The 24142-nt window shown below is 69.9% G+C and carries 21 protein-coding genes and 1 pseudogene; 9 read left to right on the forward strand and 13 right to left on the reverse strand.

From position 1 onward, the window contains the following. Window positions 1-244: 244 nt before the first annotated feature. Entirely contained in the window at window positions 245-451 is a 207-nt protein-coding gene (locus AWX74_RS02950) for an RNA-binding S4 domain-containing protein (RefSeq protein ID WP_193209756.1), read from the forward strand. Window positions 452-860: 409 nt separating this feature from the next. Further along, window positions 861-1772, forward strand: a complete 912-nt coding sequence (locus AWX74_RS02955; RefSeq protein WP_165615448.1) for an Ig-like domain repeat protein — start codon at window positions 861-863, stop codon at window positions 1770-1772. Between the two features lie 96 nt (window positions 1773-1868). Here the strand turns inward: AWX74_RS02955 and AWX74_RS02960 are convergent, their stop codons facing one another. Further along, window positions 1869-2777 (reverse strand): NmrA/HSCARG family protein, encoded by a 909-nt coding sequence (locus tag AWX74_RS02960; RefSeq protein WP_091271346.1) that lies wholly within the window; start codon window positions 2775-2777, stop codon window positions 1869-1871. An 88-nt stretch (window positions 2778-2865) separates the two neighbouring features. On the opposite strand from AWX74_RS02960, the gene AWX74_RS02965 reads away from it, so the two are divergent. Further along, window positions 2866-3681 (forward strand): helix-turn-helix transcriptional regulator, encoded by an 816-nt coding sequence (locus AWX74_RS02965; protein ID WP_091271350.1) that lies wholly within the window; start codon window positions 2866-2868, stop codon window positions 3679-3681. Between the two features lie 66 nt (window positions 3682-3747). On the opposite strand, the gene AWX74_RS02970 is transcribed toward AWX74_RS02965, so the two are convergent. From AWX74_RS02970 to AWX74_RS02985, 4 genes are all read right to left on the reverse strand, one after another. Beyond that, the gene (locus tag AWX74_RS02970; RefSeq protein ID WP_242666047.1) at window positions 3748-4335 is read right to left on the reverse strand and encodes a TetR family transcriptional regulator; all 588 of its coding nucleotides are present in this window, start codon (window positions 4333-4335) and stop codon (window positions 3748-3750) included. Between the two features lie 219 nt (window positions 4336-4554). Next, window positions 4555-4839, reverse strand: a complete 285-nt coding sequence (locus AWX74_RS02975; protein WP_091271355.1) for a hypothetical protein — start codon at window positions 4837-4839, stop codon at window positions 4555-4557. A gap of 330 nt (window positions 4840-5169) precedes the next feature. Next, complete coding sequence (locus tag AWX74_RS40620) at window positions 5170-5406, reverse strand: hypothetical protein (RefSeq protein ID WP_193209755.1); 237 nt, start codon at window positions 5404-5406, stop codon at window positions 5170-5172. Window positions 5407-5875: 469 nt separating this feature from the next. Then, the gene (locus AWX74_RS02985; RefSeq protein WP_091271357.1) at window positions 5876-6904 is read right to left on the reverse strand and encodes a Vgb family protein; all 1029 of its coding nucleotides are present in this window, start codon (window positions 6902-6904) and stop codon (window positions 5876-5878) included. Between the two features lie 353 nt (window positions 6905-7257). On the opposite strand from AWX74_RS02985, the gene AWX74_RS02990 reads away from it, so the two are divergent. After that, the gene (locus tag AWX74_RS02990; protein WP_091271359.1) at window positions 7258-10269 is read left to right on the forward strand and encodes a helix-turn-helix transcriptional regulator; all 3012 of its coding nucleotides are present in this window, start codon (window positions 7258-7260) and stop codon (window positions 10267-10269) included. Between the two features lie 15 nt (window positions 10270-10284). Here the strand turns inward: AWX74_RS02990 and AWX74_RS02995 are convergent, their stop codons facing one another. The 3 genes from AWX74_RS02995 to AWX74_RS03005 form a co-directional block, all read right to left on the reverse strand. Beyond that, window positions 10285-10785, reverse strand: a complete 501-nt coding sequence (locus AWX74_RS02995) for a VOC family protein (RefSeq protein WP_226931073.1) — start codon at window positions 10783-10785, stop codon at window positions 10285-10287. 101 nt (window positions 10786-10886) lie between these two features. After that, entirely contained in the window at window positions 10887-11636 is a 750-nt protein-coding gene (locus AWX74_RS03000; RefSeq protein ID WP_091271363.1) for a hypothetical protein, read from the reverse strand. Between the two features lie 50 nt (window positions 11637-11686). After that, a complete protein-coding gene (locus AWX74_RS03005; protein WP_091271365.1) occupies window positions 11687-12520 on the reverse strand; it encodes a hypothetical protein in 834 nt (277 codons plus the stop codon). A gap of 677 nt (window positions 12521-13197) precedes the next feature. Here AWX74_RS03005 and AWX74_RS03010 point away from each other — a divergent pair. Continuing rightward, window positions 13198-14232 (forward strand): DUF2278 family protein, encoded by a 1035-nt coding sequence (locus AWX74_RS03010; protein WP_091271368.1) that lies wholly within the window; start codon window positions 13198-13200, stop codon window positions 14230-14232. A gap of 222 nt (window positions 14233-14454) precedes the next feature. Here the strand turns inward: AWX74_RS03010 and AWX74_RS03015 are convergent, their stop codons facing one another. The 3 genes from AWX74_RS03015 to AWX74_RS03025 all read right to left on the reverse strand — a co-directional run bounded on the left by AWX74_RS03015 (window position 14455) and on the right by AWX74_RS03025 (window position 17321). Next, window positions 14455-15957, reverse strand: coding sequence for a cytochrome P450 (locus tag AWX74_RS03015; RefSeq protein ID WP_091271371.1), 1503 nt, complete (start codon window positions 15955-15957; stop codon window positions 14455-14457). 187 nt (window positions 15958-16144) lie between these two features. Further along, window positions 16145-16783, reverse strand: a complete 639-nt coding sequence (locus AWX74_RS03020) for a histidine kinase (RefSeq protein ID WP_242666048.1) — start codon at window positions 16781-16783, stop codon at window positions 16145-16147. Beyond that, window positions 16776-17321 (reverse strand): LmeA family phospholipid-binding protein, encoded by a 546-nt coding sequence (locus AWX74_RS03025; RefSeq protein WP_165615449.1) that lies wholly within the window; start codon window positions 17319-17321, stop codon window positions 16776-16778. The genes AWX74_RS03020 and AWX74_RS03025 overlap by 8 nt, the downstream gene beginning before the upstream one ends. Before the next feature lie 410 nt (window positions 17322-17731). Between AWX74_RS03025 and AWX74_RS03030 the strand changes: the two genes are divergently transcribed. From AWX74_RS03030 to AWX74_RS03045, 4 genes and pseudogenes are all read left to right on the forward strand, one after another. Next, window positions 17732-18097, forward strand: a complete 366-nt coding sequence (locus AWX74_RS03030) for a hypothetical protein (RefSeq protein ID WP_091271376.1) — start codon at window positions 17732-17734, stop codon at window positions 18095-18097. Between the two features lie 7 nt (window positions 18098-18104). Continuing rightward, window positions 18105-18344, forward strand: a pseudogene (locus AWX74_RS42245) (integrase core domain-containing protein); the annotation flags it as partial. A 191-nt stretch (window positions 18345-18535) separates the two neighbouring features. Continuing rightward, the gene (locus tag AWX74_RS03040) at window positions 18536-19111 is read left to right on the forward strand and encodes a hypothetical protein (protein ID WP_131799392.1); all 576 of its coding nucleotides are present in this window, start codon (window positions 18536-18538) and stop codon (window positions 19109-19111) included. A 648-nt stretch (window positions 19112-19759) separates the two neighbouring features. Further along, window positions 19760-21997 carry an MMPL family transporter gene (locus AWX74_RS03045; RefSeq protein WP_091271381.1) on the forward strand — a complete coding sequence of 746 codons (2238 nt, stop codon included), beginning with the start codon at window positions 19760-19762 and terminating at the stop codon, window positions 21995-21997. A 122-nt stretch (window positions 21998-22119) separates the two neighbouring features. Here AWX74_RS03045 and AWX74_RS03050 read toward each other — a convergent pair whose 3' ends face one another. Further along, complete coding sequence (locus tag AWX74_RS03050; protein WP_091271383.1) at window positions 22120-22779, reverse strand: response regulator; 660 nt, start codon at window positions 22777-22779, stop codon at window positions 22120-22122. Continuing rightward, a complete protein-coding gene (locus tag AWX74_RS03055; protein ID WP_091271385.1) occupies window positions 22767-23921 on the reverse strand; it encodes a sensor histidine kinase in 1155 nt (384 codons plus the stop codon). Before AWX74_RS03055 ends, AWX74_RS03050 begins: the two co-directional genes overlap by 13 nt. Window positions 23922-24142 lie beyond the last annotated feature (221 nt).

Genomic DNA, 24142 nt, shown 5'->3' on the forward strand with positions numbered 1-24142 from the left:
GAGCGCACCACAGTTGGTCTCCCTTGCTCGCGGGCAGAAAACGACGAGAGATGGACGACAGTCCGGCATGAACCTCGGTCATGATGTCACCACGAGATCAAAGGCGTCGCGCTTTGAAGTGCAACGTGCTGTTTCGGCAGGTCCGGGCGTTACCGGCTGTGGGTATCGCCGATGCCGTTCCCCGTTCCTGGCGGAGCCCCCAGCCAGCCGGCCAGGCGCTGCGATGGTCCGGCATGCTGGGCGGATGCGTGAAGTGAGTATTCGTGACGACGTCATCCGCCTTGGTCAGTTCCTCAAGCTCGCCGACGTCGTGGAGGCGGGCGCGGAGGTCAGGACAGTGCTGGCCAACGGGGACGTCCAAGTCAACGGTGAGGTTGAGACCCGCCGCGGCCGTCAGCTTCGGCGGGGAGACGAGGTCACGCTGGCTGGTGTGCAGCTTCGCGTCGGCTGAGCCGCCCCTGGGGCCCATCCACCCCGGGGGGAGAGAGGTCACCCCGGGTCGCCCGGACGTCTTTCTCACCCCGGGGGCAACGGGGCCACGGCGGCCACCGAACCGGCGAAGCCGCGCTCCCACCGAATCGCCTGCCTGTCGGGAGGCCGCTCTGTCTGACCTGGTCGTATTCGCGCCGGAGTGTTTCCTCGGCGAGCGTCGAAATTATCAACAGAAGAGCAACTGATTTCTGATCGGCTATGTCCGAACAATGGTTCCGGGCTGACTCGATGAGTTTACCGGTCGGTCGGTAGTCTTCGGGGCTCGATTCGGTTCGGGCTGCTTCTCCCCACGGCGATGACGCCGCCAGCGGGCACCCGCGCGCCAGCTTCGTCCTCGCCGCGTCCACCGACTGACCCTGGAGAAACGTATGAAGTTCCGCCGATCCCCCTGCGTACGAGGCAAGGCAGGCCGACCCGTGATGCTCGCCCTCGCGGCATCGGCGGCCTGCGGCGTCCTGGCTGCCGGGTGCGAGCCGATCGCCTCGGGCCCTGGCGGCGCTGGCAGTGACCCGACGGCGACGGCGAGCCCGAGCCCCAGGCCGACAACGACGTCCACGACCACCACTTCGACACCGGGCCCGACGCCGACGTCGCCGCCCACCCCTGCCGTGACGACGCCGGCTGCTTCCCCGCTGCCTACCTCCTCGGCGTCGGCCGACACCCGGACACCGGTGACCGTCGGCGCCGCCCACGTGCCGGACGGCGAGGGAATCTGGGTCGAGGTCGTCCCGGTCTCCGATCGTTCGAGCCTGCTGCCCGCGGCGACGGGCACCGTCACGGTGCACGAGGGGGACAAGCTACTCGGCACGGTGACAATCGAGAAGAAGGGCTCGGATCCGTTCGCGACAGGTGAGCTGGATGTCGACCTGCCGCCGGGATACCACTCGCTGACCCTCGACTACGGCGGCGACGTGAACTACCAGCCGAACCGGGCCACGACGCCCGTGAACACCCCGAACGTCGAGGTCATCGCCTCGGCACCCGGTTCGTTCGTGGACGGCCAGTCCTACACCATCGAGGTGCAGGTGGTGCCGGTCGCCGGAATCACCGGCACCCCCACCGGCAGGATACGCAACACGGAGAACCTCGCTCTGCCGCCGTTCGAGGCGGCCCTCGACTCCCAGGGCCGAGCGACGATCACCATTCCGGAGAAGCCGGCCCGGCCCTACATCACGGAACCGAGCCAGGGCCACGTCTACATCGAGTACACGGGGGACAGCACCTTTGTCCCCAACCGTGCGATGATTCTGTTCACCGTTCTCCCGAGCACAGCGGGGTAACCACCCGACGCGGACGTCGCCGGCCGGGTTGTTCCGAGGCCTGCCAGTTGGTTCTGGCACTGGCTGCACCCAGCCGGTCGCCGCGACGAACCGGCTTCAGCCGCCGAAATCACCGGCGTTCTGCGGGCGCCAGTCCGCCGACCGCAGCCACGCCCCCATCGTCAGGACCTTCGGGTGCAGGGCACGCAGGGCCGGCAGATCGGGCTGTTCCATCACGCCGGAATCGAACCAGGCGAACATCTTCGCGACCTCCCCGTCGAAGGCACGCAGCTGCTCGAGCGGGGTCTGGTGAAAACGCGCCGGAATTCCGGCCGCCTCGCCGAACCGCTCGGCTATCTCCGAGGCGGCGAGATGGTCACCCGCGATCACCAGGGTCTGACCGACGAACGTCGCCGGCTCGTCGAACGCCAATGCCGCGAACTCGCCGATGTCGACCATCGAGATCAGCGGCAGCCGGCTGGACGGGCGCAGGGCGAGGGAGACGACCAGCCCGTTCTCGGTCAGGACGGGGCGGGTGACGGTCGTGAAGTTCTCCATGAAGAACACCGGCCGCAGGACGGTGGCAGGCAGGCCGAGATCCCGGATGTGCGCTTCGACGATCCCCTTGCTTTCCAGATGCGGAACGCCGGTGTCCTGGTCGGCGCCGGCAACCGAGCTGTAGACGAGGTGGTCGACGCCGGCCTGCGCCGCGAGGTCGGCGGCGCGTCTGCCGCGCCGTACCTCGGACTCGACGTCCGCCAGGCTCACGGTGCCCGAGGTCACGCTGCTCAGCATCAGGAAGACGCCGCTCACGTCCGCCATGGCCGTGCGGATCGATGCCGGGTCGTCCAGATCGCCGACGACGAGCCGGGCTCCCGCCGCCTGAAGCGCCCGCGCCGCGGGCCGCTGCGGGTCACGTACCAGCGCGTGCACCTTCCGCCCGCGTCCCAGCAGCGCTCGGGCCACCGCACCGCCCTGCTGTCCGGTCGCGCCGATGACAAGAACTGAATTCTCACGATCATCCATGGGGCGTAAAGCTAGCCACGGTCACCGCCGACAACCTGGTTGCGATGGTGATACCCAGGACTCCTGGACAGCAAGGGGACGAGGATCTATGCATCGCGCCGAACTGGCCACCTTCCTGCGCGCGCGACGGGCAGCCCTGCGGCCCGCGGACGTCGGCCTGCCTGACGGCGTCGGCCAGCGCCGGACCCCCGGCCTGCGCCGCGAGGAGGTGGCCGAGCTGGCCGGGCTCTCGCTCACCTGGTACACGTGGCTGGAGCAGGGCCGCCCGATCGCGGCGTCCGCACAGGTCGTGGACGCGCTGGCCCGCGCACTGCGGCTCGATGCCGACCAGCACCGGCACCTGCGTGTCCTGGCCGGCCTGCCGGTGCCGCCGGCGCGAACCGTCCCGGACGAGGTCGAGCCCCGGGTCCAGCGTCTCGTCGACGCGACCGCGCCGAACCCGTCCGTCATGTTCGACCGGTACTTCGACTTCATCGCCTGGAACGCCCCGTACGTTCGGATCAGGCATGATCCCGCCGTGTTACCTGAAGGCCGGCGCAATCTGCTGTGGATGATGTTCACGGACAGGGAGAACCGCGCACGAATGCCGTTCTGGGAAGCGGCCGCGCGGGCTGTGCTGAGCCAGTTCCGCGCGGCCGTTGGCCAGCGCCCGGACGACGCCCGGTTCGTGGAGCTGGTCCGTGTGCTGACCGAGGCGAGCCCCGAATTCGGCCAGTGGTGGAACACCTACCCGATCCGGGATTTCAGACCAGCGACGATTTCGATCGACCATCCGGCCACCGGCCGAATCGCCCTGGACGTCTACCAGCTGCGACCGGTGGAATACCCGGACCTCCTGCTGGTCATGCAGGTTCCGACAACCCCCGACGACCTGCGCCGCGCCCTCTCGTTGGTCGACCACTGACCGCAACTCAACGCAGCGCAACTTAACGCATCGCATCGCATCGCAGTGCGGTTCTCGCGGTGCCGTTCAGATATCGGATGAGTTCGGGGGGATGGCGTCGAGGACGGCGAGGGCGTCGCTGAGCATGGTGGCGAGGTCGCCGCCGTGGAAGCTCCAGCGTGCGTGCGCGGCGATCATGATCGCCGCGGCGGCGACCGCGAGCATCGTGGGTTGGAGGCTGTCGCGTGCGGTGCCAAGGCGGGTGCTGAGGAAGTCGCCGAGGACGGCGTTGAGTTCCAGGACGTTGATGCCGAGCATCACGTTGCTGGCGGCCGGGCTGACCATGGAGATACGGATCCAGCGGGCGACGTCGGTGGTGTCCTCGGCGGCGACGACGTCGTGGACAGCCCATCGGATGGAGCGCATGGGTGGTTCGTCGGTCGCTCGGGCGGCCAACGCGGTGGCGATGGCCTGTGCCCGGCGGCGGACACCGGCGCGCAGAAGATCGTCTTTGGTGGGGAAGTAGCGGTAGAAGGTGCGGATGGAGATCCCTGCGGCGGTCGCGATGTCACCGGCGGTCACCGCGTCGAATCCGTGCAGTTCGAACAGGTTGAGAGCGGCGGATTCGACAGCCCGGGCCGCGGCTTCTCGCCGGTCGGCCCGGGCCTGTTCCACATGCGGTGATGTCCTGTACGGACGCTTCGCCGTCCCGCCCGCCACCGTTTCCCCCTGTGCCCGCCTGTGCCTGTGTCCGCGACGGCAGTCTGCGCCGTTTCGACCAGGCTAGCTTCGGGGGCCGCCGGTGGCCGGGGGCAGCTGATGGTGGGCAGGGTCAGGGTGGATCCGCCGTCGCCGGTGGCTGGCGCGCAGGAAGCCGTTGCTCGGGCCCGGTCGTCAGTAGAGATCCGTGATCTCGGCGGCCGTTCCCATGCCTGCCGCGCCTGCCGATCCCGCCGGGGGGACCGCGGCCGGACTGCTGTCGATACCGTCGGTCGGCCCGCCGCCGAATTCCGCGAGAGCCTGCTCGTACATGTCGACCTGGTCGGCGGTGACAAGCCGGGAGACCCGGATGAGGACCCCGCCCGTCACGTAGTCGTATTCGGTGTAGGCCGGATTCGCCGCCATCGTCTCGACGATGTAGGCCTTCCGGGCCTGGGCTCCGTTCGTGTCAGGGAACACCTCGATGGAGCCGCCGCGGGCGAGTGCGTCGGGCCCGAGGTGCTGTACCTGGGCCGCCGGGATCCGGGTGTCAGCAAACCGGAAACCCCGGCCTGCGCAGACGCACCGGCTGCGCCCGGTGCGTCGTCCGCGCCTGAACTCGCTGAACAGCCGGCCACCAGGGTCAGGGCGGCCACTGCCAGGACTATGCGCACGAAAACTCCTGAAGTGTCGGCAACAGGCCGCACAGCATACTGATCAACACAGCTGGGTCCGGACCCGTCGGCAACGCTCCGCCGCCGGGCGCCGCACCGGGGCCCGGGGCCAGATTCACCTCCAGAACGGACGCGGTCAGCCGCGGGGAAACCGGTCGTTGAAGTTCTCTGCGGCAAGTTGATCGAAGAGCCCCCGGGCGCGTGCGTCCTCGGCGTCAAGGTGCTCATCCATAGCCGTCTCCGCCTCCTCATCGGTCGGAAAGCGCAGACTGTCCAGCGCCGCGCAGTGGCAGGTCACCTGCCACTGGCCGTCGAGGTCCTGGTCGATGGTGGCGCCTGTGCAGCTTTCGTCGCCCAGCAGGAACAGGGGCATGGAGCGGAGCCCTGGCGGCTCCGGGCTCTTCAGGACCACGTCGCACCGTCGATCCGAGAGCGGGTGGCTGTGAACAGCCGAATCGGCTGCGGCCTCAGTCGGATACTCGCCGTTGAGGGCGCCACACCAGCAGTGCACCCACCACCGCTCGTCAGCTCCGCCTGCTTCCACCGCGTTCTCCTCTGCTGCATGGGCCCGCCGGATGCGTATGCAGCGTCCCATCGCCCTGGTCTGACCCACGGGCAGCCCATCGGTGAGGTCTGTCCAGGCAACGACCGCTGGAACCCAAGCCGGCAGGACGAGGGCCTGAATCCCGGGCCGTGCCGGTGCGGATGCCCGGAAGGGAACGATCGCGCGCGGGCACGACCCGGGTCGGGCGCCGGAAATGTGTACCTACCCGGCGGTCAGGTTCACGGCCAGGTCGGTGGTCGTACCGCGGTTCCGCGGAACCGCGCGGTACCGGACGGCATCAGGCCGGGGAGTAGCGCAGCACTCGGCTTCCGGTCAGCTGGGCCATCCAGACGGCATCGCCCGGACCGTAGTTCAGCTCCGCGGGTGGGCCGAGGGGGCCGCCGGGCACCGAGGTCTCGGTGAACACGCCGGTCGCCGGATCGTAGGCACCCAGCTTGTCGCGGAGAAGATAAGTGAAGTAGATCTTCCCCTGCGGTGAGGAGCAGATCCCGATCGGGAACGACAGTGGGACCGGCACCGGGACCTCGCTGACCGAACCGGTGACCGTGTCGATCCGGCCGAGCTTGCTGGCGCCGAGCTCGGTGAACCAGACATAGCGGCCGCCATCCGTCTCGGCACGCATCACGAACGGGACCGCGAGGAGGCTCGGGACCGGGTATTCGGTGATCGTTCTGGTCGCCGCGTCAATGCGGCCGATCTTGTTCCCGAGGGCCTCAGTGAACCACACATCGCCGTTCGAGCCGGTGAAGACACCAATCGGTAGCGCACCCGGCGTGGGCACCGGGTAGGACGTGAAGGTCTTCGTCGCGATGTCGAATCGACCGATCGTGTTGGCGGTGGTCTGGGTGAACCAGATCGCCCCGGCCGGGTCGGCGGCCAGGTCGTTGAAGGGGAAGAGATTACCCCCCACGCCGGGAACCGAGTAAAGCGCGAAAGCCTTCGTCTGCGGGTCGATGCTGCCGAGCTGGTTGCGCAGACCGTTGGCGAAGTAGATCTTCCCGTCCGGCCCGGCTGTGATCGCGCACGGCAGGGCGGTAACCGGTGCGGGTGTCGCGACCGGCAGATTGAGCCAGCTGAGCGACGCCGGCAGCTGTGCGGTGGACCAGGGAATCGGGAATTCCGCCGTTGCGCCGGTCGCCGGGTCGATGCGGCCGATCTTGTTGGCGAGCGCTTCGACGAACCAGGCCGCCCCGTCCGGCCCACCCGCCGTGACACAGGGAATCGAAGCCGGGGTGGGGGTCGGGTACGAGGTGAACGTGCCAGCCGCCTGGGCCGGGGTCGCGACAGAAAGCGCGAAAGCGCCCATAGCGGCAGCCAGCCCCACGGCAGCTACGCGGTGACGAGCGCGGGCTCGCTCCAGTAAGGGAAACAAGGCTCCTCCTTCATGATGAGAGGCGGATTTCGGCGGAATTCTCGCAGAGTGAATCGTGGCCTCAGCCCGGTTTCACGCTCTGCATGTGCTGCCCGCGGCCCGTGATGGTCGCGCTGCGGCGAAGCGTTGCGTTTGCGCGGCGCCGCTCTGGTCGGAGTTCGGCGAGTCGGCCTCCACGATCCGGGTTGAATGCCAGGTAACCCGGGCGCGCGGGGTGAGAGGCTGGAGACCGGCCCGACACGGAGCCAGGTTGGACCGAGAACGCGACATTCAGGAGAGGAACGAGCTTGGGGGCACCGGGCCTGGTGGGCCGCCGACGCGAGCGTGCCGCCATCTCCGGCTGGCTTGCCGCCGCCTTCGGCGGGGCGCCGATGCTGGTGCTGTGCGGAGGTGAGCCGGGCATCGGCAAGACCCGGCTGGCCACGGAGGCCGCCGACATGGCGGCGGCCGCCGGCGCACTCACCCGGTGGGCACGGGCGCATGAAGGCGTCGGTACCCCTCCTTTCTGGCTGTGGCGGCAACTGCTGCGTTCCGACCTGGCAGGGGAGGGGAACGGCCCGGCGGATCTACCGACGATGATCGAGGCGAACTCGGCGGCCGACCGGATCGCGCTGTTCGACGCCGTCGTCCGCCGGGTGTTCGCGCTCGCCGAGCGTTCCGGCCTGCTGCTGGTGGTCGAGGATGCGCAGTGGGCGGACGAGCCGTCGCTCCTGCTGTTGCGCTACCTGGCTCGCGAGCTGCGCGGAGCGCGGGTGCTGGTCCTGGCCACCCATCGGACGGTAGGTGCCGGTGGCGCGGCGCCGTGGCGCAGGATTCTCCCGGACCTGGGCCGGGAGCCGGTGACCGTGCAGGTGCCGCTGGCCGGACTGGACGAGGCGGAGACCGCCCACCTGGTGCGGGCGGTCACCGACACGGCCGTGGCCGACGACGTGGCGAGGGAGGTGCACCGGCGGACCGGCGGCAACCCGTTCTTCGTCCGGGAGCTGTCCCGGATGCTGACGACGGACGCGGCTCTGGCCGGCCAGCGGCTGCCGGCGTCGCTCGTCGAGGTGGTGGGGCAGCGCGCGGCGGGCCTGTCCGGCCCGGCCCGCCGGATGCTGGCGGCGGCCGCGGTGCTGGGAGAGCAGTTCTCGGTGGCGACGGTGGCGGCGATGGCTGGCCGACCACCGCTGGACTGCCTGCCACCGCTGGAGGAAGCAGCCGACGCCGGGCTGATCGCTGCCGCTGACACCGCCGGGGCCTGGCGGTTCGTCCACGCGCTGGTGTGCGAGGCGATCGAGGCTGACACGCCGGCCCAGGAGCGGCTGCGGCTGCACCGGTCCGCGGCCGAGGCGCTCGAGCGCGTCCACGCGGGGCAGATCGATGACCGGCTGGCGGACATCGCACGGCACTGGGCCGCGGCCGCGCTCGATGACCCGCGGCCTGCCGTGGCCTGGGCCCGGCGGGCCGCGGACGCAGCCCTGCGCTCCCTCGCGTATGAGGAGAGCGCGCGGCTCTACCAGCTCGCGCTCGACGCGGGCGGGCCGACGGTCGACCGACAGCTGCGATGCCGGCTGTTGATCGACCTCGCTGGTGCCCGCTGGAGGGCCAGGGACATCGAGCCGTGCCGGACCGCGACGACGGAGGCAGTTGCGCTCGCCCGCCGGATCGGCCGGGTGGACCTGATCGCCCGGGCCGCCCTCGGTATCGAGCCCATCGGCGCGATGGCCTGGGACCTGGAGCTGCGCCGGTTGTGTGACGAGGCGCTCGCCGGGCTCGACCTGGCGGCCTTGACTGACCCGGCCGACCCGGCCGACCCGGCCGACCCGGCTGCTCTGGCTGACCCGGCCGTTCTGTCCCGCCGGGCGCGCCTGCTCGCCAGGTCGGCCGAGAGCTCCGTGTATCTGAACGACGTCACCGCGGCGGAGGAGAGCAGCCGGCAGGCGTTGGAGATCGCCGCCGACGTCACCGATCCGGCTGCGGTGATCGCTGCTCTGAGGTCCCGCCAGCTGTGTCGTAGCGGTCCGGAACACGTGGACGAGCGCGCCGGGCTCGCCGACCGGATGACCGAGATCGGGCGTACGCTGCTCCGCCCCCGGGAGGAGATGTGGGGCCGGCTGTGGCGGATCGACACCTACTGGGAGCGTGGGGACCTGGCGGCTGTCACGGCCGAGCTGCCCCGGCTGGGCTGGTGCGTCGACCAGGTCGGCGGCCCGATCGCCCGCTGGCACCTGCTCGTCGTGCGTGCCGCGCTCGCCGGCGCGCTCGGCCGCTACGGCGAGGCGCTCGAGCTCGGCCGCGCGGCCCTCGCAACACTCCCCGCCGACAGCCACCCGACCGCGTCAGGCGCCTACCGGTCACTGGAGTGCATGATCGCCGCCCACATCGGCCAGGAGCGGGTGGCGGCCAGCCAGCCGTCGGACCCGCCGGACCCCTCCGACCCCGCGGGCTCGCCGGACCCGCGGACCGGCCGATCGGCCGGTGGTGGCGAGGCACGAGTGGGGATCTTCCGCGGGCCTCTCGGGACCGCGCACATGCTCGTCCTCGCCGGCCGGAAGGCCGAGGCCCTCGGTGCCTACCGGGAGGCCGGGCCAGTGCAGAGCTGGCGCCCGCCGCCGTACTGGCGGGTGCCGACCTGGGCGTTCGGGTCCGCGGTCGCGGTTGCGGTCGGCGAACGCCGTGACGTCGAGTTCCTGTACGACCGGCTGCTCGCCGAACGCGGGCGTTTCGTGGTCGGCGGTGCCGGGACCGCCAACTATCTGGGCCCTGTCGAGCTCCACCTCGGCAGGGCGGCGGTCTTCCTGGGCCGTCTCGACGACGCCGTCGCGGACCTCGACACCGCGCTCGCCTACTGTCGCGCCGCGGGCGCGGCCGGGTTCACCGTCGAAACCGAATGCGAGCTCGCCGCCGCCCTGACCCGTCGAGCACACCTCGGCGACCTCGACCGGGCCGGTCAGCTCCTCGACCATGCCGAGACGGCCGCCGTCCAGCTCGGTATGGAACCGTGGGCCCGCCGAACCCGTGATCTGCGCGCCGCGACCTCCGCGACGTCCACGGCGGCGAGCGCCAGGACGCCGGCCGTCAGCCCGCTGTCGCCCCGGGAGGGCGAGGTCGCCGAACTGGTGGCCCAGGGACTGACGAACCGGCAGATCGCCGTGAAGCTGTTCATCTCCGAGCGCACCGCGCAGACTCACGTCCAGCACATCCTGACCAGGCTCGGCTTCTCCTCCCGGGCTCAGATCGCCGCCTGGGTCACTGCCCGCCACCAACCGCAGGACACCGAGGGCTCGCGCCTGCGGGATGCGCAGGCCCCACGCTGACCGCTTCACCGAAAATCACCCTGCGGCCCCTGCACCGTCCGTGGTGGAGCGGGACGGGACTCCCGGCTGGTAGCCGGGCGCTGGTGTGCCGGGCGGGTTGTGGACGCCCGGCCGGCCGGCGGGATTCGGGACGCACACCTCCGCCTCGAGTCCGTCCGGGTCACGGAAGAACAGGCTGAGGGTCGGGCCGAAATCGGTGACGAATCCGTCGGAGGCGTCGCGGGCGATGAGCCGATCTCGGATGAGGTCGAACGTCTCCCGGGAGGCGGCCCGCAGGCCCAGATGATCGAGACGGCCGCGGCCGAACATCGGTGCCTGACGTCGGGCCTCGGTGTTGCCGGGAATCTCGTAGATGTTGAGCGCGGTAGCCGGGCCGATCTGGAGAACGGAGATCCGGCCACCGCCGGGCCCGGGAACCTGATAGCGGACGGTGGCGTCGAACACCTCGGCGTAGAAGGCAATCAGCCGCTCGGTGTCACCCGTGATGACCGCCACGTGGTCCAGACCGTTCAGCAATCTCCCCGATTGTCCGTCGGTATCCTCCGGAAGCTGTTCCAGCGCCATTGTTGTTCCTCCTTCAGGTTGACGAGGATGAATGGACGTCCCGCCGGCGCGGATCACTGTTGCTGGGCGGTGCCCGGCCCGGGTGCGGCCTTGGTTGCGCGCGCGGGCGTGGGCATAGACGCGGGCACGGTTGTGGTCGTGGTCGTGGCGGCGGTCGCGGGCACGGGCACGGCGGGAAGGCCGGAGCGCAGAATGCACGCGGCGCAGGCGCCGAAACCGGCGAGGAGCAGGCCGGTGGAGATGACGCCGGTGACAGGCGCCGCGAACGGTCCGCCCACGACAAAGCCGAGGGGGAACGCGACCGCGAACGGCCAGGCGACGACCTTCGCGCGGATCAGCGCGATCGCGAGCAGGACGAAGGCCGCCAGGCCACCCGCCACGCCCACGGCGAGGTAGACGATCACGACCGGTCGTTCGAAGAAGGCGGCGACGACCTCCGCGGCGGCCTCGCGGTCGGCGGTGTGCGCGGCGGCGGCGCACATGATGTCGATGGCCACCAGAACACCGGTCGCCCCGCCGACGACCGTTCCCAGCAGGCCGGCCCAGGTGGACAGCGCCCGCGCGCCGGGCCGGGCGAGCAGCGCGACGAGGCCGATGGCGACGGGGAGGAGCAGGGCGCCGAGATCGAGGACGAGCAGGGCGTTCGCTCGTCCGGGATGGACGGCGAAGTTCTCGACGGTGGCGAGGGCGGAGCCGCCGCCACCGCCGGGCGCCGGGTGGACCGCTACCGACATTCCGTAGCAGACGGCGACGATGACCAGGCAGACGACGGCGAGAACGCGGCCCGAGACGCGGGTGAGCATGGGGTCCCCTTCGGATGGGATCGACTGGGATCGACGCTGACGTCGGCGGCTCAGCGGACGTGGAGCTCGCGGGCGGCGAAACCACCGGCGAAGTCCGGCGGGCTGCCGAGCGGACTGGCGACGATGTAGCGACCGGCGGGCAGCTCCGCCAGGCCATAACCGGGAGAGTCACCCTGTGGCTGAACCGCGGAGACGATGTCGGTGGCCGATTCCAGGCTGGTCGACCCGTCCGCGAGTCCGGCCGCGGTCGCGGTGACCCCGTCCTTGACCTTGGCGAACAGCAGGACGAACCCGGCCTTCTCTGGGTCGTCGCCTGCGTTGGTGAACGTGATGGCGACCGGGCCGGCGGGAGCGGTCTCCGGCAGGCCGGTGAGCGTCCCGGCGTCGTTGGTCACGGCGAGCGTGGGATAACCGCAGTTGTCGACCATCCAGGCGTCGACGATCTGGCCCGCGGCGAACAGCCCACTGCCTTCGTAGTCGATCGGCTGGCCCTGCCTGGCGGAACTCACCACGGAGATCAGGACGTCGACCTTGCTGGTCAGCTCGGCGGGGACGCTCGCGCGCAGCGTGGCGGCCAGCGGTTCGGCGGCCGTCGCGAAGGCCCGCAGCTCCGCGGCGGTCGGAGTCGGGGCCGCGGGATCGGACCCGGGGAAGCCGAGGCTGTTGATCGCGACTTCCGCTGCGCATGCGGCCCGCACGTCGCCTGCGTCCGCGGCGACGGTGGTCAGGCCGGCGGTCGGCGGGCCGGCGGTCGGGCTGGTGGCCGTGGCGGTAGCCGGCTCGTCGGAGGCCGAGGAACAGGCAGCGGCCGCGGTCAGGGCCGCGGCGGCGACCACAGCCGCGGCGCCGTGGCGGACGACGCGGAAAACATGGGGGGACGTCACGGGAGCGCTCCTGAACTGGTGTGGCGGCGGGTGCTGGTTTCTGAGACGGCGCCTCGCGTCTTCCCGCTTCCAGCTCGCGCTCTCGCGGAGAACGGGCCGGGGGAGGGCGGTGCGAGTTCGCCTTTCCTCACTTACGGATGCCGGTCAGGGCGTCCGGGAGGATCATGGCCGCCGCCGGGTGGCGCGGGAATCCGCCGAAATACGTATCGGACCTACGTATCGCCGGGCCTTGTGGCGTTCGTGGCGCTCGTTGCCGAGGGCGGGGGCCGGCACCTCGGTCCGCACCCCGCTTCGGGCGCGGATCGTTGCTACCCGGCGAAAAGCGTCGAAAGCCGGACGCTGCTGTTCAGGAGTCGGACGGTGCCGTTCAGATATCGGATGCGTTCGGGGGGATGGCGCGTCGACGCGCGTCCGACCCACTGCGGCGGCTAGCGTGACGGGTTAGTAGCGGGCAGTGAGAATGCGGGGATCGTGGCCGACTCTGTGGAATTCTCCTGGGTCGGCGGGTTCCTGCTTCCCAGGCTCGATACCGGTGAGGTGCCCCGGTCCTCATCGCGCTCCCGTGTCAACAGGCCATTTCCCTCCTGACATGTGCCCCTGAACGTCGCCTGGCCGCGACGACAAGGAGTACATCTCGGAGCTTTTCTCTCGGTTGAGAAGAAACGGGTGTACCGCTGATGTCTCTGGATCGATACGGTGTTCTAAAAGGCCGGGTTCTTGACCACCGCCGGGAACCCGACGATGACACGCCGCACTACCAGATCCTCATCGACGGTGACGGTTCCGCCCGCGCGGCCGTCAACGTTCTTTCCTCTGGCCAGGAGTCGGATCCGAAGATGTCGGAACTGCTCTATGTTGCCGTGGAGGACTTCCAACATCCCATTCTTGCGGATCTCGAGAAACTGAAGGACGGGTACACGGAGCTCGACCGGAAGCCCGGCGGGCTGGCGTTGGACTACATCCGCGGCAGTCTGTTCGACCGCACCGACCTGCGGGCGCTGCCCGCGCACGAGCCCGGCGAGGACAACGATCTCGCCGATGTGCTCGACCACTACGTGACCCGAGCACAGGCGAACAACGGTAGCCGCATCTACGCCTTCGGCGAGCCGTGGTCGGCGGAGAAGGAAGCCGACAAGATCTTCAGGTTCAAGCCGGGCCGAGGTATCCACAACATCCACATGAACCAGGGGAACGCGGGCCGGTTCAAAGGCGACAACGGGGTGTGGCAGGACGGCGCGCTCCTGTTCCACTTCCCTGCCGCGGATCGCTGGGTCGCGATCTTCCTTGCGTTCCAGAGCCAGAAGTGGCACACCGATGACCGCACCGGCGGTGCGCTGCCGGACGTTCCGCAGGCCCGTCCGGGTGGCCAACCGGCGGAGGGCGAGCCCGACCAGCGGCTGCGGATCGTCGGAGCGCTCGTCAACGCGGTCGGCGCCTCGCCCGAGGACGAGTCCGTAACACTGATCAACACGACGACCGAGTCGGTTGACCTGGCCGGCTGGGCGATCGCCGACCGAGACCAGCACCAGGTGTCGCTGCCTGCCCGTACGCTGGCGGCGGGAGAGACGATCCGGATCCCGCTCATACCACCTGTCGCGCTGGGAAACCACGGTGGGACGATCACTCTGCTCGACGCGGTCGGCCTCAAGGTCGATGGTGTCGCCTACACCGCCGCGGACGCCACCGAGGAAGGGCGCACCGTCGTCTTCTGACCCGGCGAAGCATGCCCGGTGGCCCCGGACTTACTCCGGGGCCACACGGTGCCCTCGCGTTGCCCACGACGGTCGTCCGTTCTCCGTGAGCACAGGCGGCGGCAGGACAAGCGGCGGCAGGACAGGCGACGGTGGCTGGACGATGACCGTGCCCGGCTCGGCGTGGAACGCTCGGCGGCCAGCGGCCAGCGGCCAGCGGCCGACGATCGGCGGTCAGGGCCGTCAGCGGTGGCGATGGGCCACCATCGGTAGGCCGCCCCTGGGGCGCAGGGTGACCAGCGGTTCGGGCACGACCGGAGTGTCGGACGCCGGGGTGAATGACCAGCGGCGAGCGATCGCCGCCAGTGTCAGCACGCCCTCGGCGACCGCGAAGCTGTTTCCGATGCACTGGCGGGGCCCGGCGCCGAAGGGGAAGTAGGTGAAACGCGGCCGGTTGTCCGCCGCCCCCAGCCAGCGGGTGGGATCGAAGCGGTCGGGATCGGGCCACCAGCGCTCGTGGCGGTGCATCACCCACTGGCTGAAGACCAGCGTCGACCCTGCGGGAAGCAGGTAGCCGGCTACCTTGTGGTCCGCGACGAGGTGGCGGCCCATCGCCCAGACCGGAGGATAGAGCCGCATCGACTCGGAGAACACCGCGTTCGTGTAGGTCAGCCTCGGCAGGTCCTCGATCGTGGGCGGCCGGCCGTCGAGGGCTGTGTCGAGCTCCTCCCGCAGCCGCGCCGCCACCGCCGGTTCGCCACCGAGCAGGTGGAACGTCCACGCCAGCGCGTTCGCGGTCGTCTCATGACCGGCGAGGAGCAGGGTCATCGCTTCGTCGCGGATCTGGATGTCGTCCATCCGCTCGCCGGTGTCGGGATCCCGGGCGGCCAGCAGCAGCGACAGCAGGTCGGTGCCGGCTCCTGCGCTCGTGCCCTGTGCCTGGGCGGCGCGACGGCCGGTGATCATCTCGTGGACGGTGCGGTCGAGCGCTGCCCTGGCGCCCTGGCGCCGCCGTGCGGCTCGCAGCGGGAGGCGTTCCAGCCGTTCGAGGACGGGCAGGCCGGCCCGGCGCGCGACCGGCATGTTCTCGCTGACGGCGGTCCGCACGACGTCGACGACGTGGTCGGAGATGTCTACGTCGAACAGCGTCCTGGCGACGATCGCCAGCGTCATCTCCGTCATTTCTGCGTGCAGGTCCAGGGACTGGCCGTCCCGCCAGGTCGCGGCGGTGGCCTCGGCGAGGGCGACGAACTGGCCGCTGTAGCCGGCCATCTGCTTCTTGTGGAACAGGGGCTGGATCAGCCGGCGCTGGCGCATGTGCGTCTCGCCGGCGCTGGTCAGCAGGCCCTGGCCGAGCAGGAGCGTGAGCGGCTGCGTGACGGTTGCCCGCGAGCCGGGGCCACGGACCACGGCCCCCTTGGCGTAAAGGCGGTGACCGCTGACCAGCGCGTCGGCGATCGCGTCCGGGTCGGACACGAGGAAGGCGGACACCGGCCAGCTTGCCAGCCGCGCGATCGGCCCGTACCCACGGCGGATCTCGGCGAGCCGGGTCAGCGGGTCGGCCCGCAGCCGCCGCACGGCCGCCATCGGCCCGCCGGCCGGGCCGGGCACCTCGGTCGCGGCCCGCGGGGCCGACGCCCGCGGGGCCGATTCCCGCGTGGACGCCGGAGCCGCTGCGGTGGCCGGTCTGACCAGGGGAGAAGGAACCAGCGGGTGGTCGGGTTCGGATGCCGTCGGGCGCGTCATGCGGCGCCTCCTTGTCACGACGTAGGGAAGGACGTAGGGAAGGCGGATCGGGACTGTCGAGGTGGGACACGGGCGGACCTGGGTCCGTGCGGGCAGCGGCACGGCCGCCGTGGGTAGGCCGGGCGGTTCCCGACCGGCGCGGCCGGCAAGGTGCGGGCGGTCGTCCCAACGGTCATCCGGACGTCCGTCAGCCGGGAAGGAGGACAAACGCCACCAGCAGGGCGATCTTCAGGGCGAGGACGAGGTCGCCGGCGGGACCGGACACGTGGGGCAGTCCGATCGCTGCCAGGACACGGGTGGCTGCCTCCCGGGCCTTCGGCCACAACAGCAGCACGACGCTGACGCCGCAGCCCGCAACAGCGGCCTGGATGCCGACCGGCTCGGCCGTGAACATGACTGCGATCGCCGACGCCGCCACCATCGCGAATGCCTTGATTCCGGCGAACGCCGCCAGCACGTGCGCGCGGGGAAGCAGGATGGTGGCGAGGCCCGCCGAGATCAGGACCATGGCCAGTGTGGTCAGCCCGGTTGTCGGCTCCGGTTCGACCTCGGCCAGGCGAGCCATACGCAGGCCCGGAGCTGGGTGCTCGAGCCCGGAGACGGTCACCGCGAGCACGGTCAGCCCGGCGACGGCGGCCTGAACCACGCGCAGCACCAGCAGCGCGGCGAGAACGAAAAGCAGCCTGGTCGCGCGATTCCGTGCCGACAGGTCACGCCGGACGGCGAGACGCCCAACGACGCGCACGGCGACGCGCCCAACGACGCGCACGGCGACGCGCCGGGCGGCGCCGGTCTCGGCGAGCTCTGCGTCCCGTCCGTCAGCCACGGCACAGCCGTCCGCCGGTCTCGGCGAGCACGCCACCCGGGATCGTGACCGTGACCCGCAGCCCACCCGGCATGGGCTCGACGGAGTCCAGGTGCGTGCCCGGCGGCAGGACCGGCTCCGCTGACGACCCCGCCGCCAGTGGTCGGCTGAGCAGGCCGCCCGAGCCGGCGAGAACCGGCCGATCGTCTGACCCGAACCGCAGGACGGCTGCCGCCGAGACCGAGCCGACGGTGAGCGAGCTGGAGCGCCCCCGGCCGAGAAGAACCGACCAGACGGGCACACGGACGTCACGGAAGGTCACCGCGACGTCGGTCAACCTGCCGGCCGGGCCGATCCCGGCGGCCGTGGCTGTCACGGTCCGGAGATTCCCCGCAGCGAGCTGGGTCAGGAACGGAAAGCCGCCGATGTGGACGGACCGCGTGCCCACAAACGTGCCCGTGCAGCCGAACCGCTCGGTCAGGCGGTGCTCGACGACCCGAACGAGCAGGCGGTCGGTCACCAGGAGGGCTGCTATGACGACAAACGGCGCCGCAGCCACCCATCGCCACCGGTCCTGCCACCACGCTCGGCCATCCACGCCGCCCGCCCGCGGCCGGAGCGGGCGGGTCTGCGATCGGGGTACAGCGACCAGGTTCCGCATAGGACCGAGAAGACCGCGCGTTCATGCGGAAATGATGTGAACCAGAGGCGAGCGGCGTACGGGTTTGGCGGGCGGGCACTGTTGCACGGCCGCCGGCCGGCCGAAGTCACCACGTTGGCTGCCACCCTGGCTGCCGTCCGTTGCGGCCTGCCCTCCGGGATGGACGACGGAGCACCTCAGAGACACCGGGGGGTGGCCCAAGCAGGGGCGAGACCGGACGCTGTTTCCCGGCAGCTTCCTGGGAACCGGGGGAGCGCGCACTGCGTCGAAACGGGAAGCCTTTTCCTCTCAAACCCGACGGAGAGCAAATGTATGTCCTCGCCTCGATACGGACGCGCGCGGCCAGTGCGGTCGCCGTCGCCTGCCTGACCGCGCTGCTCGGCGGCTGCGGGTCCTCGCCCGCGGAACCCGAGCAACTGGGCCCGGCGGTGCCTTACGGGCTCTCCACGCACTGCGGCATCAGCGAGGCGCACTATCAGGACCGCTACTACGAGCTGGTCCCGCCGCTGCACGACGGCAACTTCAACCCGCCGGACGGCTGGGGTAACCCGTCCCAGATCGGCGTCCTGACACCTGTGAGCGAGACAGAGGTCGTCTTCACGGATGACGCCGGGCATCGCGTGACCTTCACACTGCGACCCGGCGCGACGACATGGAAGCGGCTCTGCGAGTGACCCCCGCGAACGGTTCGTCCGCAATGTCCGGATCGAGGTCACCGATCGGATGCTGATCTTCGGCGAACGGCACCTGTGCACCGTCGTGGCCGAGTACGCACGGCACCACAACGGACGACGACCCCACCGCGGTGGGGGCCTTCAGCCACCACGGCCTGACCACCCCGTCGTGGAACTGACCCAGGAACGGATCAAACGTCGGCCTGTCCTCGGCGGCCTGATCAACGAATACGGACGAGCCGCTTAAAACCCCAGGTCGACACCGGTGGCCGAGTTCTGACACCCCACAATCCTCCGTCGAGGGATCCGCCCATGCATCCAGAGTGCCACTCGGCATCTTCCGACGTTTTCCCCGACCTCGGGCCGGATAATTCCATCTGCCGGGGGGAACGTCGGCAGGGACCGTGGTGCCGCTACGTCCTCTGCGGGGTTCGGACTATGAAAAATCCGAGTAAAAGCACCAATTCGGACAGTAGGAAAATCCCTTTCTGGGATCGCTTTGTCGGCTGGCTGAGTGAACACGGAAACCCGCTGGGGCGGAAGCTCGTCGCGCAGGTAATGGCTGCCCTCCTCGGTCTTGCGGGAGCCTGGATCATCGCTGCCAAGACGATCGAGCCACGCATTCCCCTTGATGCGGCGACTGTGTATATCGGCCGGTTCTACCGGGAGATCTCCGATCCTGCGAAGATTCATGCGGCGTGGCAGAACATGACGACCAAAACCTTCCAGACGTACTCCAGTCTTCCCTATCGGAACTTCCGAAAGTTCTGGGCAAATCAGCAGAGGCCGTCGATTCTCGACGTGTCCAAGGATGGCAGTAACACGTTTGCGGTTTCTATTCAGTTCCATCCCAAGGGAAAACCGAAGGGCACGAAGGATCCGGAGGCACACTTCGCGGCTGTTCTTCAGTGTGATGATCGTGTGGCGATATGGACGTTCACGAACTGTGACAGTAGGTCGCTCAAACTCGAAGACCTCAAGGACTACGATCTCCGGGTGCTGGACGGAGGATGAGTCCGTGGGCCTCGGGTTTCCCTGGGGTCCGTCATGCCGACGGTGAACGCATGATTCACGGCCGAACGGGTACGTCGAACTGGGTCCGAGTGGGTATCGAATCCCGCTCCCGTGGTTCCGTCGTTGATTCCGATGAACGGCGTGACGGCCAGTCGAACTGGCGCCGATCAACTGATTCCGAGAGTCAACGGCCCCGCCACTCAGAAGGAGGCGGTCCCAGTGTTCGCTCGAATGATCCGTTGTCATGCCAGGTACCAGGCGATGATTCTCCTTTTTCTGCTCGCCGCGGCCATGCTGACTTTCGCCGCTACGGTCGTCTCACCGTCGGCTGAAGCGAAGCCCCCGTCCGAGTGCTACAAGTACCCCGACGGGACGATCGAATGTGAGTAAGCGTTACACTGCTTGAGGTGTGCTCGGCAACCCTTGTTGGAAGCCTCGTAATCAGAAGCGTCGTGAGTGCCCGGTGGTGTAGCGGGCTACACCACCGGTTGGGGAGTCCTCACCCTCGTGGCGAAGACCGTCTCGCGGAATCGTGTGAGACGACGAAGGACACTCCTCACCGGCACTTCAGCTGGCCGGATGCGTGCGTGGGGTGGTTCTTCGAGTCTGTATTCGACTCGATGCGCTGATGCGGAGGCTGCTCCAGCCATGGCAACTGTCCTTTATCGCCTGGGCCATGTCTCCTTCCGGTGGCGATGGTTCGTCGCCTTGCTGTGGGTGGCCGTGCTGTGTGGCGTCGGCTTCGCCGCCTCGCAGGCGTCCACCGCCAGGGACGAGGGGTTCACCACGCCAGGTATCGAGTCGCAGAAGGCATTCGACCTGATGGAGCAGCGCTTCCCCGGCTCCGTCGCGAACGCCGCGAGCGCCCGGATCGTGTTCGTCGCGCCCGGCGGTGAGAAGGTCACCGCGGCAGAGAACCGGAAGGCCATCGAGCGTCTCGTCGACGAGACGGCCGACGGCACGCAGGTCGCCAGTGCTGTGGATCCCTTCCAGGTGAGGGCGCTGAGCGACGACGGCACGACGGCGTATACGACCGTCAGTTTCAAAGTCACCGCCGACGACCTCTCCGACGCGAGCAAGAAGCACCTGGAGCACGCCGTCGAACAGGCCCGCGAGGCCGGGCTGACCGTCGACGTCGGCGGGAACGCCCTGGCCGAGCAGCCCGGGGCGGGAGGGGCGACAGAGGCAATCGGCATCGCCGTGGCCGCTGTGGTGCTGCTGATCACCTTCGGGTCGATGGCCGCGGCAGGGCTTCCGCTGCTGACGGCGATCCTTGGCGTCGCCGTCAGCATGACCGGCATCCTGGCGCTCTCCAGCGCGTTCGGCCTGTCCGACAGCACCGGCACCCTGGCCACCATGCTCGGCCTGGCCTGCGGCATCGACTACGCCCTGTTCGTCGTCTCCCGGTACCGGGAGGAGCGCGCCAAGGGACATGTGCCGAGGGATGCGGCCGGGCTGGCCGTGGGCACGGCCGGTTCGGCTGTCGTCTTCGCCGGGCTGACCGTGGTCATCGCCCTCGCCGGGCTGTTCGTGGTCGGTATTCCGATGCTCACCAAGATGGGGCTGGCTGCCGCCGGCGCGGTGCTGCTGTCCGTGCTGGTATGCCTGACGCTGGTCCCGGCCCTGCTGGGCTTCTGGCCCAATGCCGTGCTCTCGCGCGGAGCCCGCAGGAACTCCAAGCGCTACCGCCGGAAGCAACTCAAGCAGCACAACGGCGGCTCCCGCTGGGCCCGGATCGTCGTACGCCGCCCGTGGCCCGTCCTGCTGCTGGCCGTTGTCGCCCTGGGTGTCGTCGCCGCCCCGGTCATGAACCTCCAGCTGGGCATGCCCGGCGATGAGGCCAGACCCGCCTCCACCACCGAGCGTCGCGCCTACGACGATCTGGCCAAGGGGTTCGGAGCCGGCTTCAACGGCCCGCTGACCATCGTCGTCGACGCCAGCGGAGCCACGGACCCGAAGGCAGCCGTGGCGGCGATCTCCACGGACATCGGGGCCACCGACGGAGTCGTGTCGGTGTCCTCGGCTCGCTTCAACTCCGCCGGTGACACGGCGGTGTTCTCCGCCATCCCGTCCACCAGCCCCACGGACGAGAGGACCAAGGACCTGGTCAAGAGCATCCGTGACCAGCGGCCCGGTATCGAGGCGAAGACCGACGGCGCGAGCTTCGAGGTCACCGGCAAGACTGCGCTCGACATCGACGTCGCCGAGAAGGTGCAGGGCGCGCTCATCCCGTACCTGGCGGTCGTGGTCGGACTGGCGATCGTGCTCCTGCTGCTGGTCTTCCGTTCACTGCTCGTGCCTGTCAAGGCGGCACTGGGCTTCCTGCTCTCGGTGCTCGCCGCTCTCGGTGCGGTCGTCCTGGTCTTTCAGCAGGGCCATGGCGCGAGCCTGCTCGGTGTCGAGACCACCGGCCCGATCATGAGCATAATGCCGATTTTTCTGGTGGGCATCGTCTTCGGCCTGGCGATGGACTACGAGGTCTTCCTCGTCTCCCGGATCCGCGAGTCCTACGTCCACGCAGATGCGGCCAAGCCGGCGGTGGTCTCCGGCTTCCGGCGCAGCGCCCGTGTGGTGGTCGCCGCCGCACTGATCATGATCGCGGTGTTCTCCGGCTTCATCGGTGCCCAGGAGTCGATGATCAAAATGATCGGCTTCGGTCTCGCGATCGCCGTCCTCTTCGACGCCTTCGTCGTCCGCATGGCAATCGTGCCGGCCGTGCTGTCACTCCTGGGCGACAAGGCCTGGTACCTGCCGCGGTGGCTGAACCGGCTGCTGCCGAACATCGACGTCGAGGGCGAGAAGCTCAGCCACAAGGTCGCGCCGCCCAACGACGTGATGGGGACCGTGCCGGACCAGCCAGTCGTACAACCCCTCCCCATCCGCTGAGCCCCAACGCACGCGGCGAGCAGGGGATGGCCGACGCTGTTCTGCGCGTCCTGGGCACTATCCGATGAACCTGACGGAGCCCCGGTCCCCGAGGAGAGTTGGGGCCGGGGCTCTGACGCCGGTCAGGGCTGGATGTTCTGCGGGCTGTTGAGGTAGGCGAGCACGGCGAGCACCCGTCGGTGACCGCTGTCGCTGGGCGGCAGGCCCAGCTTCAGGAACACGTTGCCGATGTGCTTGTGGACCGCACGCTCGGTCACGACGAGCGTCCTGGCGATGGTGCTGTTGTCGTGGCCTTCCGCCATCAGCTCCAGCACCTCGCGCTCACGCGGGGTGAGCGAGTCGATCGGCGTGTCGCGGCGGCGGGTCATCAGCTCGGTCACCACCTCCGGGTCCAGGGCGCTGCCGCCCGCAGCGACGCGTTCCAGCGCGTCGAGGAACTCGTCGACCCGCCCGACACGGTCCTTGAGCAGGTAGCCGACCCCGCTCGCCCCGCCGCCCAGCAGTTCGGCGGCGTAGGACCCCTCGACGTACTGCGAGAGGACCAGGACCGGCAGGCCCGGGATCGTCTCCCGCGCCTCGCGGGCAGCGCGCAGGCCCTCGTCGCGGAAGTGCGGTGGCATCCGCACGTCCAGTACGGCGATGTCCGGCCTGTATCGAAGCAGAGCGGGCAGGATCTCGGGCCCGCTGCCGGCGACGGCCACAACCTCGTGCCCGGCCGAGTTCAGCAGCAGGACGAGCCCCTCTCTCAGCAGGGCGTTGTCCTCGGCGATCACCACACGCACGGCAGCTCCACTTCGATCTCGGTCGGGCCCCCGGTCGGGCTGGTCACGGTCACCTCGCCGTCCAGGGCGGCGACGCGGCGGCGGATGCCCAGCAGGCCCGAGCCGCGGTGCTCGTCCACGCCGCCGGCGCCATCGTCGCGGACGACGGCACGCAGTCCCGCGCGCAGGCGTTCCAGCCGCACGGTAGCCCGGCTACCGCCGCTGTACTTGGCCGCGTTGGTCAGCGCCTCAGCCACCGCGAAATACGCGGCCGCCTCCACCGCCGCCGGGGGACGGGGCCCCTCTTCCAGACCACCCACGACGTGAACGGTCACGTCCAGCCCGCTGCTCGCCGCCAGCGCCCGCACAGCGCCGACCAGACCGCGGTCGGTCAGGATCGGTGGGTGGATGCCGCGCACCACGTGCCGCAGCTCGGTAAGAGCCTCCTGGGCATGGTCCTGGGCGTCGGCGAGCAGTCTGCGGGCGGTGTCGGGGTCACGGTCGTAGGCGCGTTGGGCCAGACCGATGCGCATGGAGAGGGCCACCAGGCGGGCCTGAGCGCCATCGTGCAGGTCGCGTTCGATGCGGCGCAGTTCAGCTTCGTGCGCGGCGATCGCGTCGGTGCGGGTGGCGGCGAGCTCCTCCACCCGGGCAGCGAGGAGTGCCCGTGGGGAGGGTCTGAGCAGGGCCTGCGACCAGCGGGCCTCCAGGTCGGCGAGCCGGGTGATCAGCGGAAGCACCACGGCTTCGCGGCGCAGCAACCCGCACCGCACCCCGTCGACGACCAGGCCGAGCGGCCACAGTGGCAGAGCGAGGAGGATCAGAGCACCGTAGAAGTAGAAGGCGAGCATCCACAGCAGATCGGTGCGGGTCCCAGGGTCCTGGACCGCGATACGTAGCCGCCGCCGCAGCGGGCCGGTGATCGCCTGGTACGCCTCGGGGATCTCCCGGCCCGTCCACGCCGCCGTCATCTGCCGTTTGGCCCCGGCGATACGGCGGATCAGCAACACCGTCTCCGGCAGCAGCCACGCCCCGACCACCGCGAGCGTGCCCATGGCGGTGATCAGCAGAACCGTGATGAAGAGGTAAAGCCCGAAGGCCATCACCGCGGCCCCGCTCAGCTGGACCGTCGCCCGCCCGGCCAGCCGCATCGCCTTCCACATGAGCCCACGCTAGGGGATCGGATTCCGCGGACCGGGCCGACGCCGAGAAGGTGTAGCCCGCTACACCACTCGTTCGGGAGTGCGCTCCCTGGCCCGCGCACCCGTGCCGGGAGACGCTGGAACCGGCGGAAGGTCGAAGACTCCTGCACGGGCACCGCACCGTTCGCCGGGCGCCTCACGGACGGCGAACCCCGCGGCGGCACGTGCCCGGGACCTGCGCC

Source organism: Parafrankia irregularis (assembly GCF_001536285.1).
Taxonomy (GTDB): domain Bacteria; phylum Actinomycetota; class Actinomycetes; order Frankiales; family Frankiaceae; genus Parafrankia; species Parafrankia irregularis.

Coding starts and splice junctions, on each gene's coding strand:
- AWX74_RS02950 (WP_193209756.1), top strand. CDS start 245: ATGCGTGAAGTGAGTATTCGTGACGACGTCATCCGCCTTGGTCAGTTC.
- AWX74_RS02955 (WP_165615448.1), top strand. CDS start 861: ATGAAGTTCCGCCGATCCCCCTGCGTACGAGGCAAGGCAGGCCGACCC.
- AWX74_RS02960 (WP_091271346.1), bottom strand. CDS start 2,777: ATGGATGATCGTGAGAATTCAGTTCTTGTCATCGGCGCGACCGGACAG.
- AWX74_RS02965 (WP_091271350.1), top strand. CDS start 2,866: ATGCATCGCGCCGAACTGGCCACCTTCCTGCGCGCGCGACGGGCAGCC.
- AWX74_RS40620 (WP_193209755.1), bottom strand. CDS start 5,406: ATGCCCCTGTTCCTGCTGGGCGACGAAAGCTGCACAGGCGCCACCATC.
- AWX74_RS02985 (WP_091271357.1), bottom strand. CDS start 6,904: ATGGGCGCTTTCGCGCTTTCTGTCGCGACCCCGGCCCAGGCGGCTGGC.
- AWX74_RS03000 (WP_091271363.1), bottom strand. CDS start 11,636: ATGCTCACCCGCGTCTCGGGCCGCGTTCTCGCCGTCGTCTGCCTGGTC.
- AWX74_RS03010 (WP_091271368.1), top strand. CDS start 13,198: ATGTCTCTGGATCGATACGGTGTTCTAAAAGGCCGGGTTCTTGACCAC.
- AWX74_RS03015 (WP_091271371.1), bottom strand. CDS start 15,957: ATGACGCGCCCGACGGCATCCGAACCCGACCACCCGCTGGTTCCTTCT.
- AWX74_RS03030 (WP_091271376.1), top strand. CDS start 17,732: ATGTATGTCCTCGCCTCGATACGGACGCGCGCGGCCAGTGCGGTCGCC.
- AWX74_RS03040 (WP_131799392.1), top strand. CDS start 18,536: ATGAAAAATCCGAGTAAAAGCACCAATTCGGACAGTAGGAAAATCCCT.
- AWX74_RS03045 (WP_091271381.1), top strand. CDS start 19,760: ATGGCAACTGTCCTTTATCGCCTGGGCCATGTCTCCTTCCGGTGGCGA.
- AWX74_RS03055 (WP_091271385.1), bottom strand. CDS start 23,921: ATGTGGAAGGCGATGCGGCTGGCCGGGCGGGCGACGGTCCAGCTGAGC.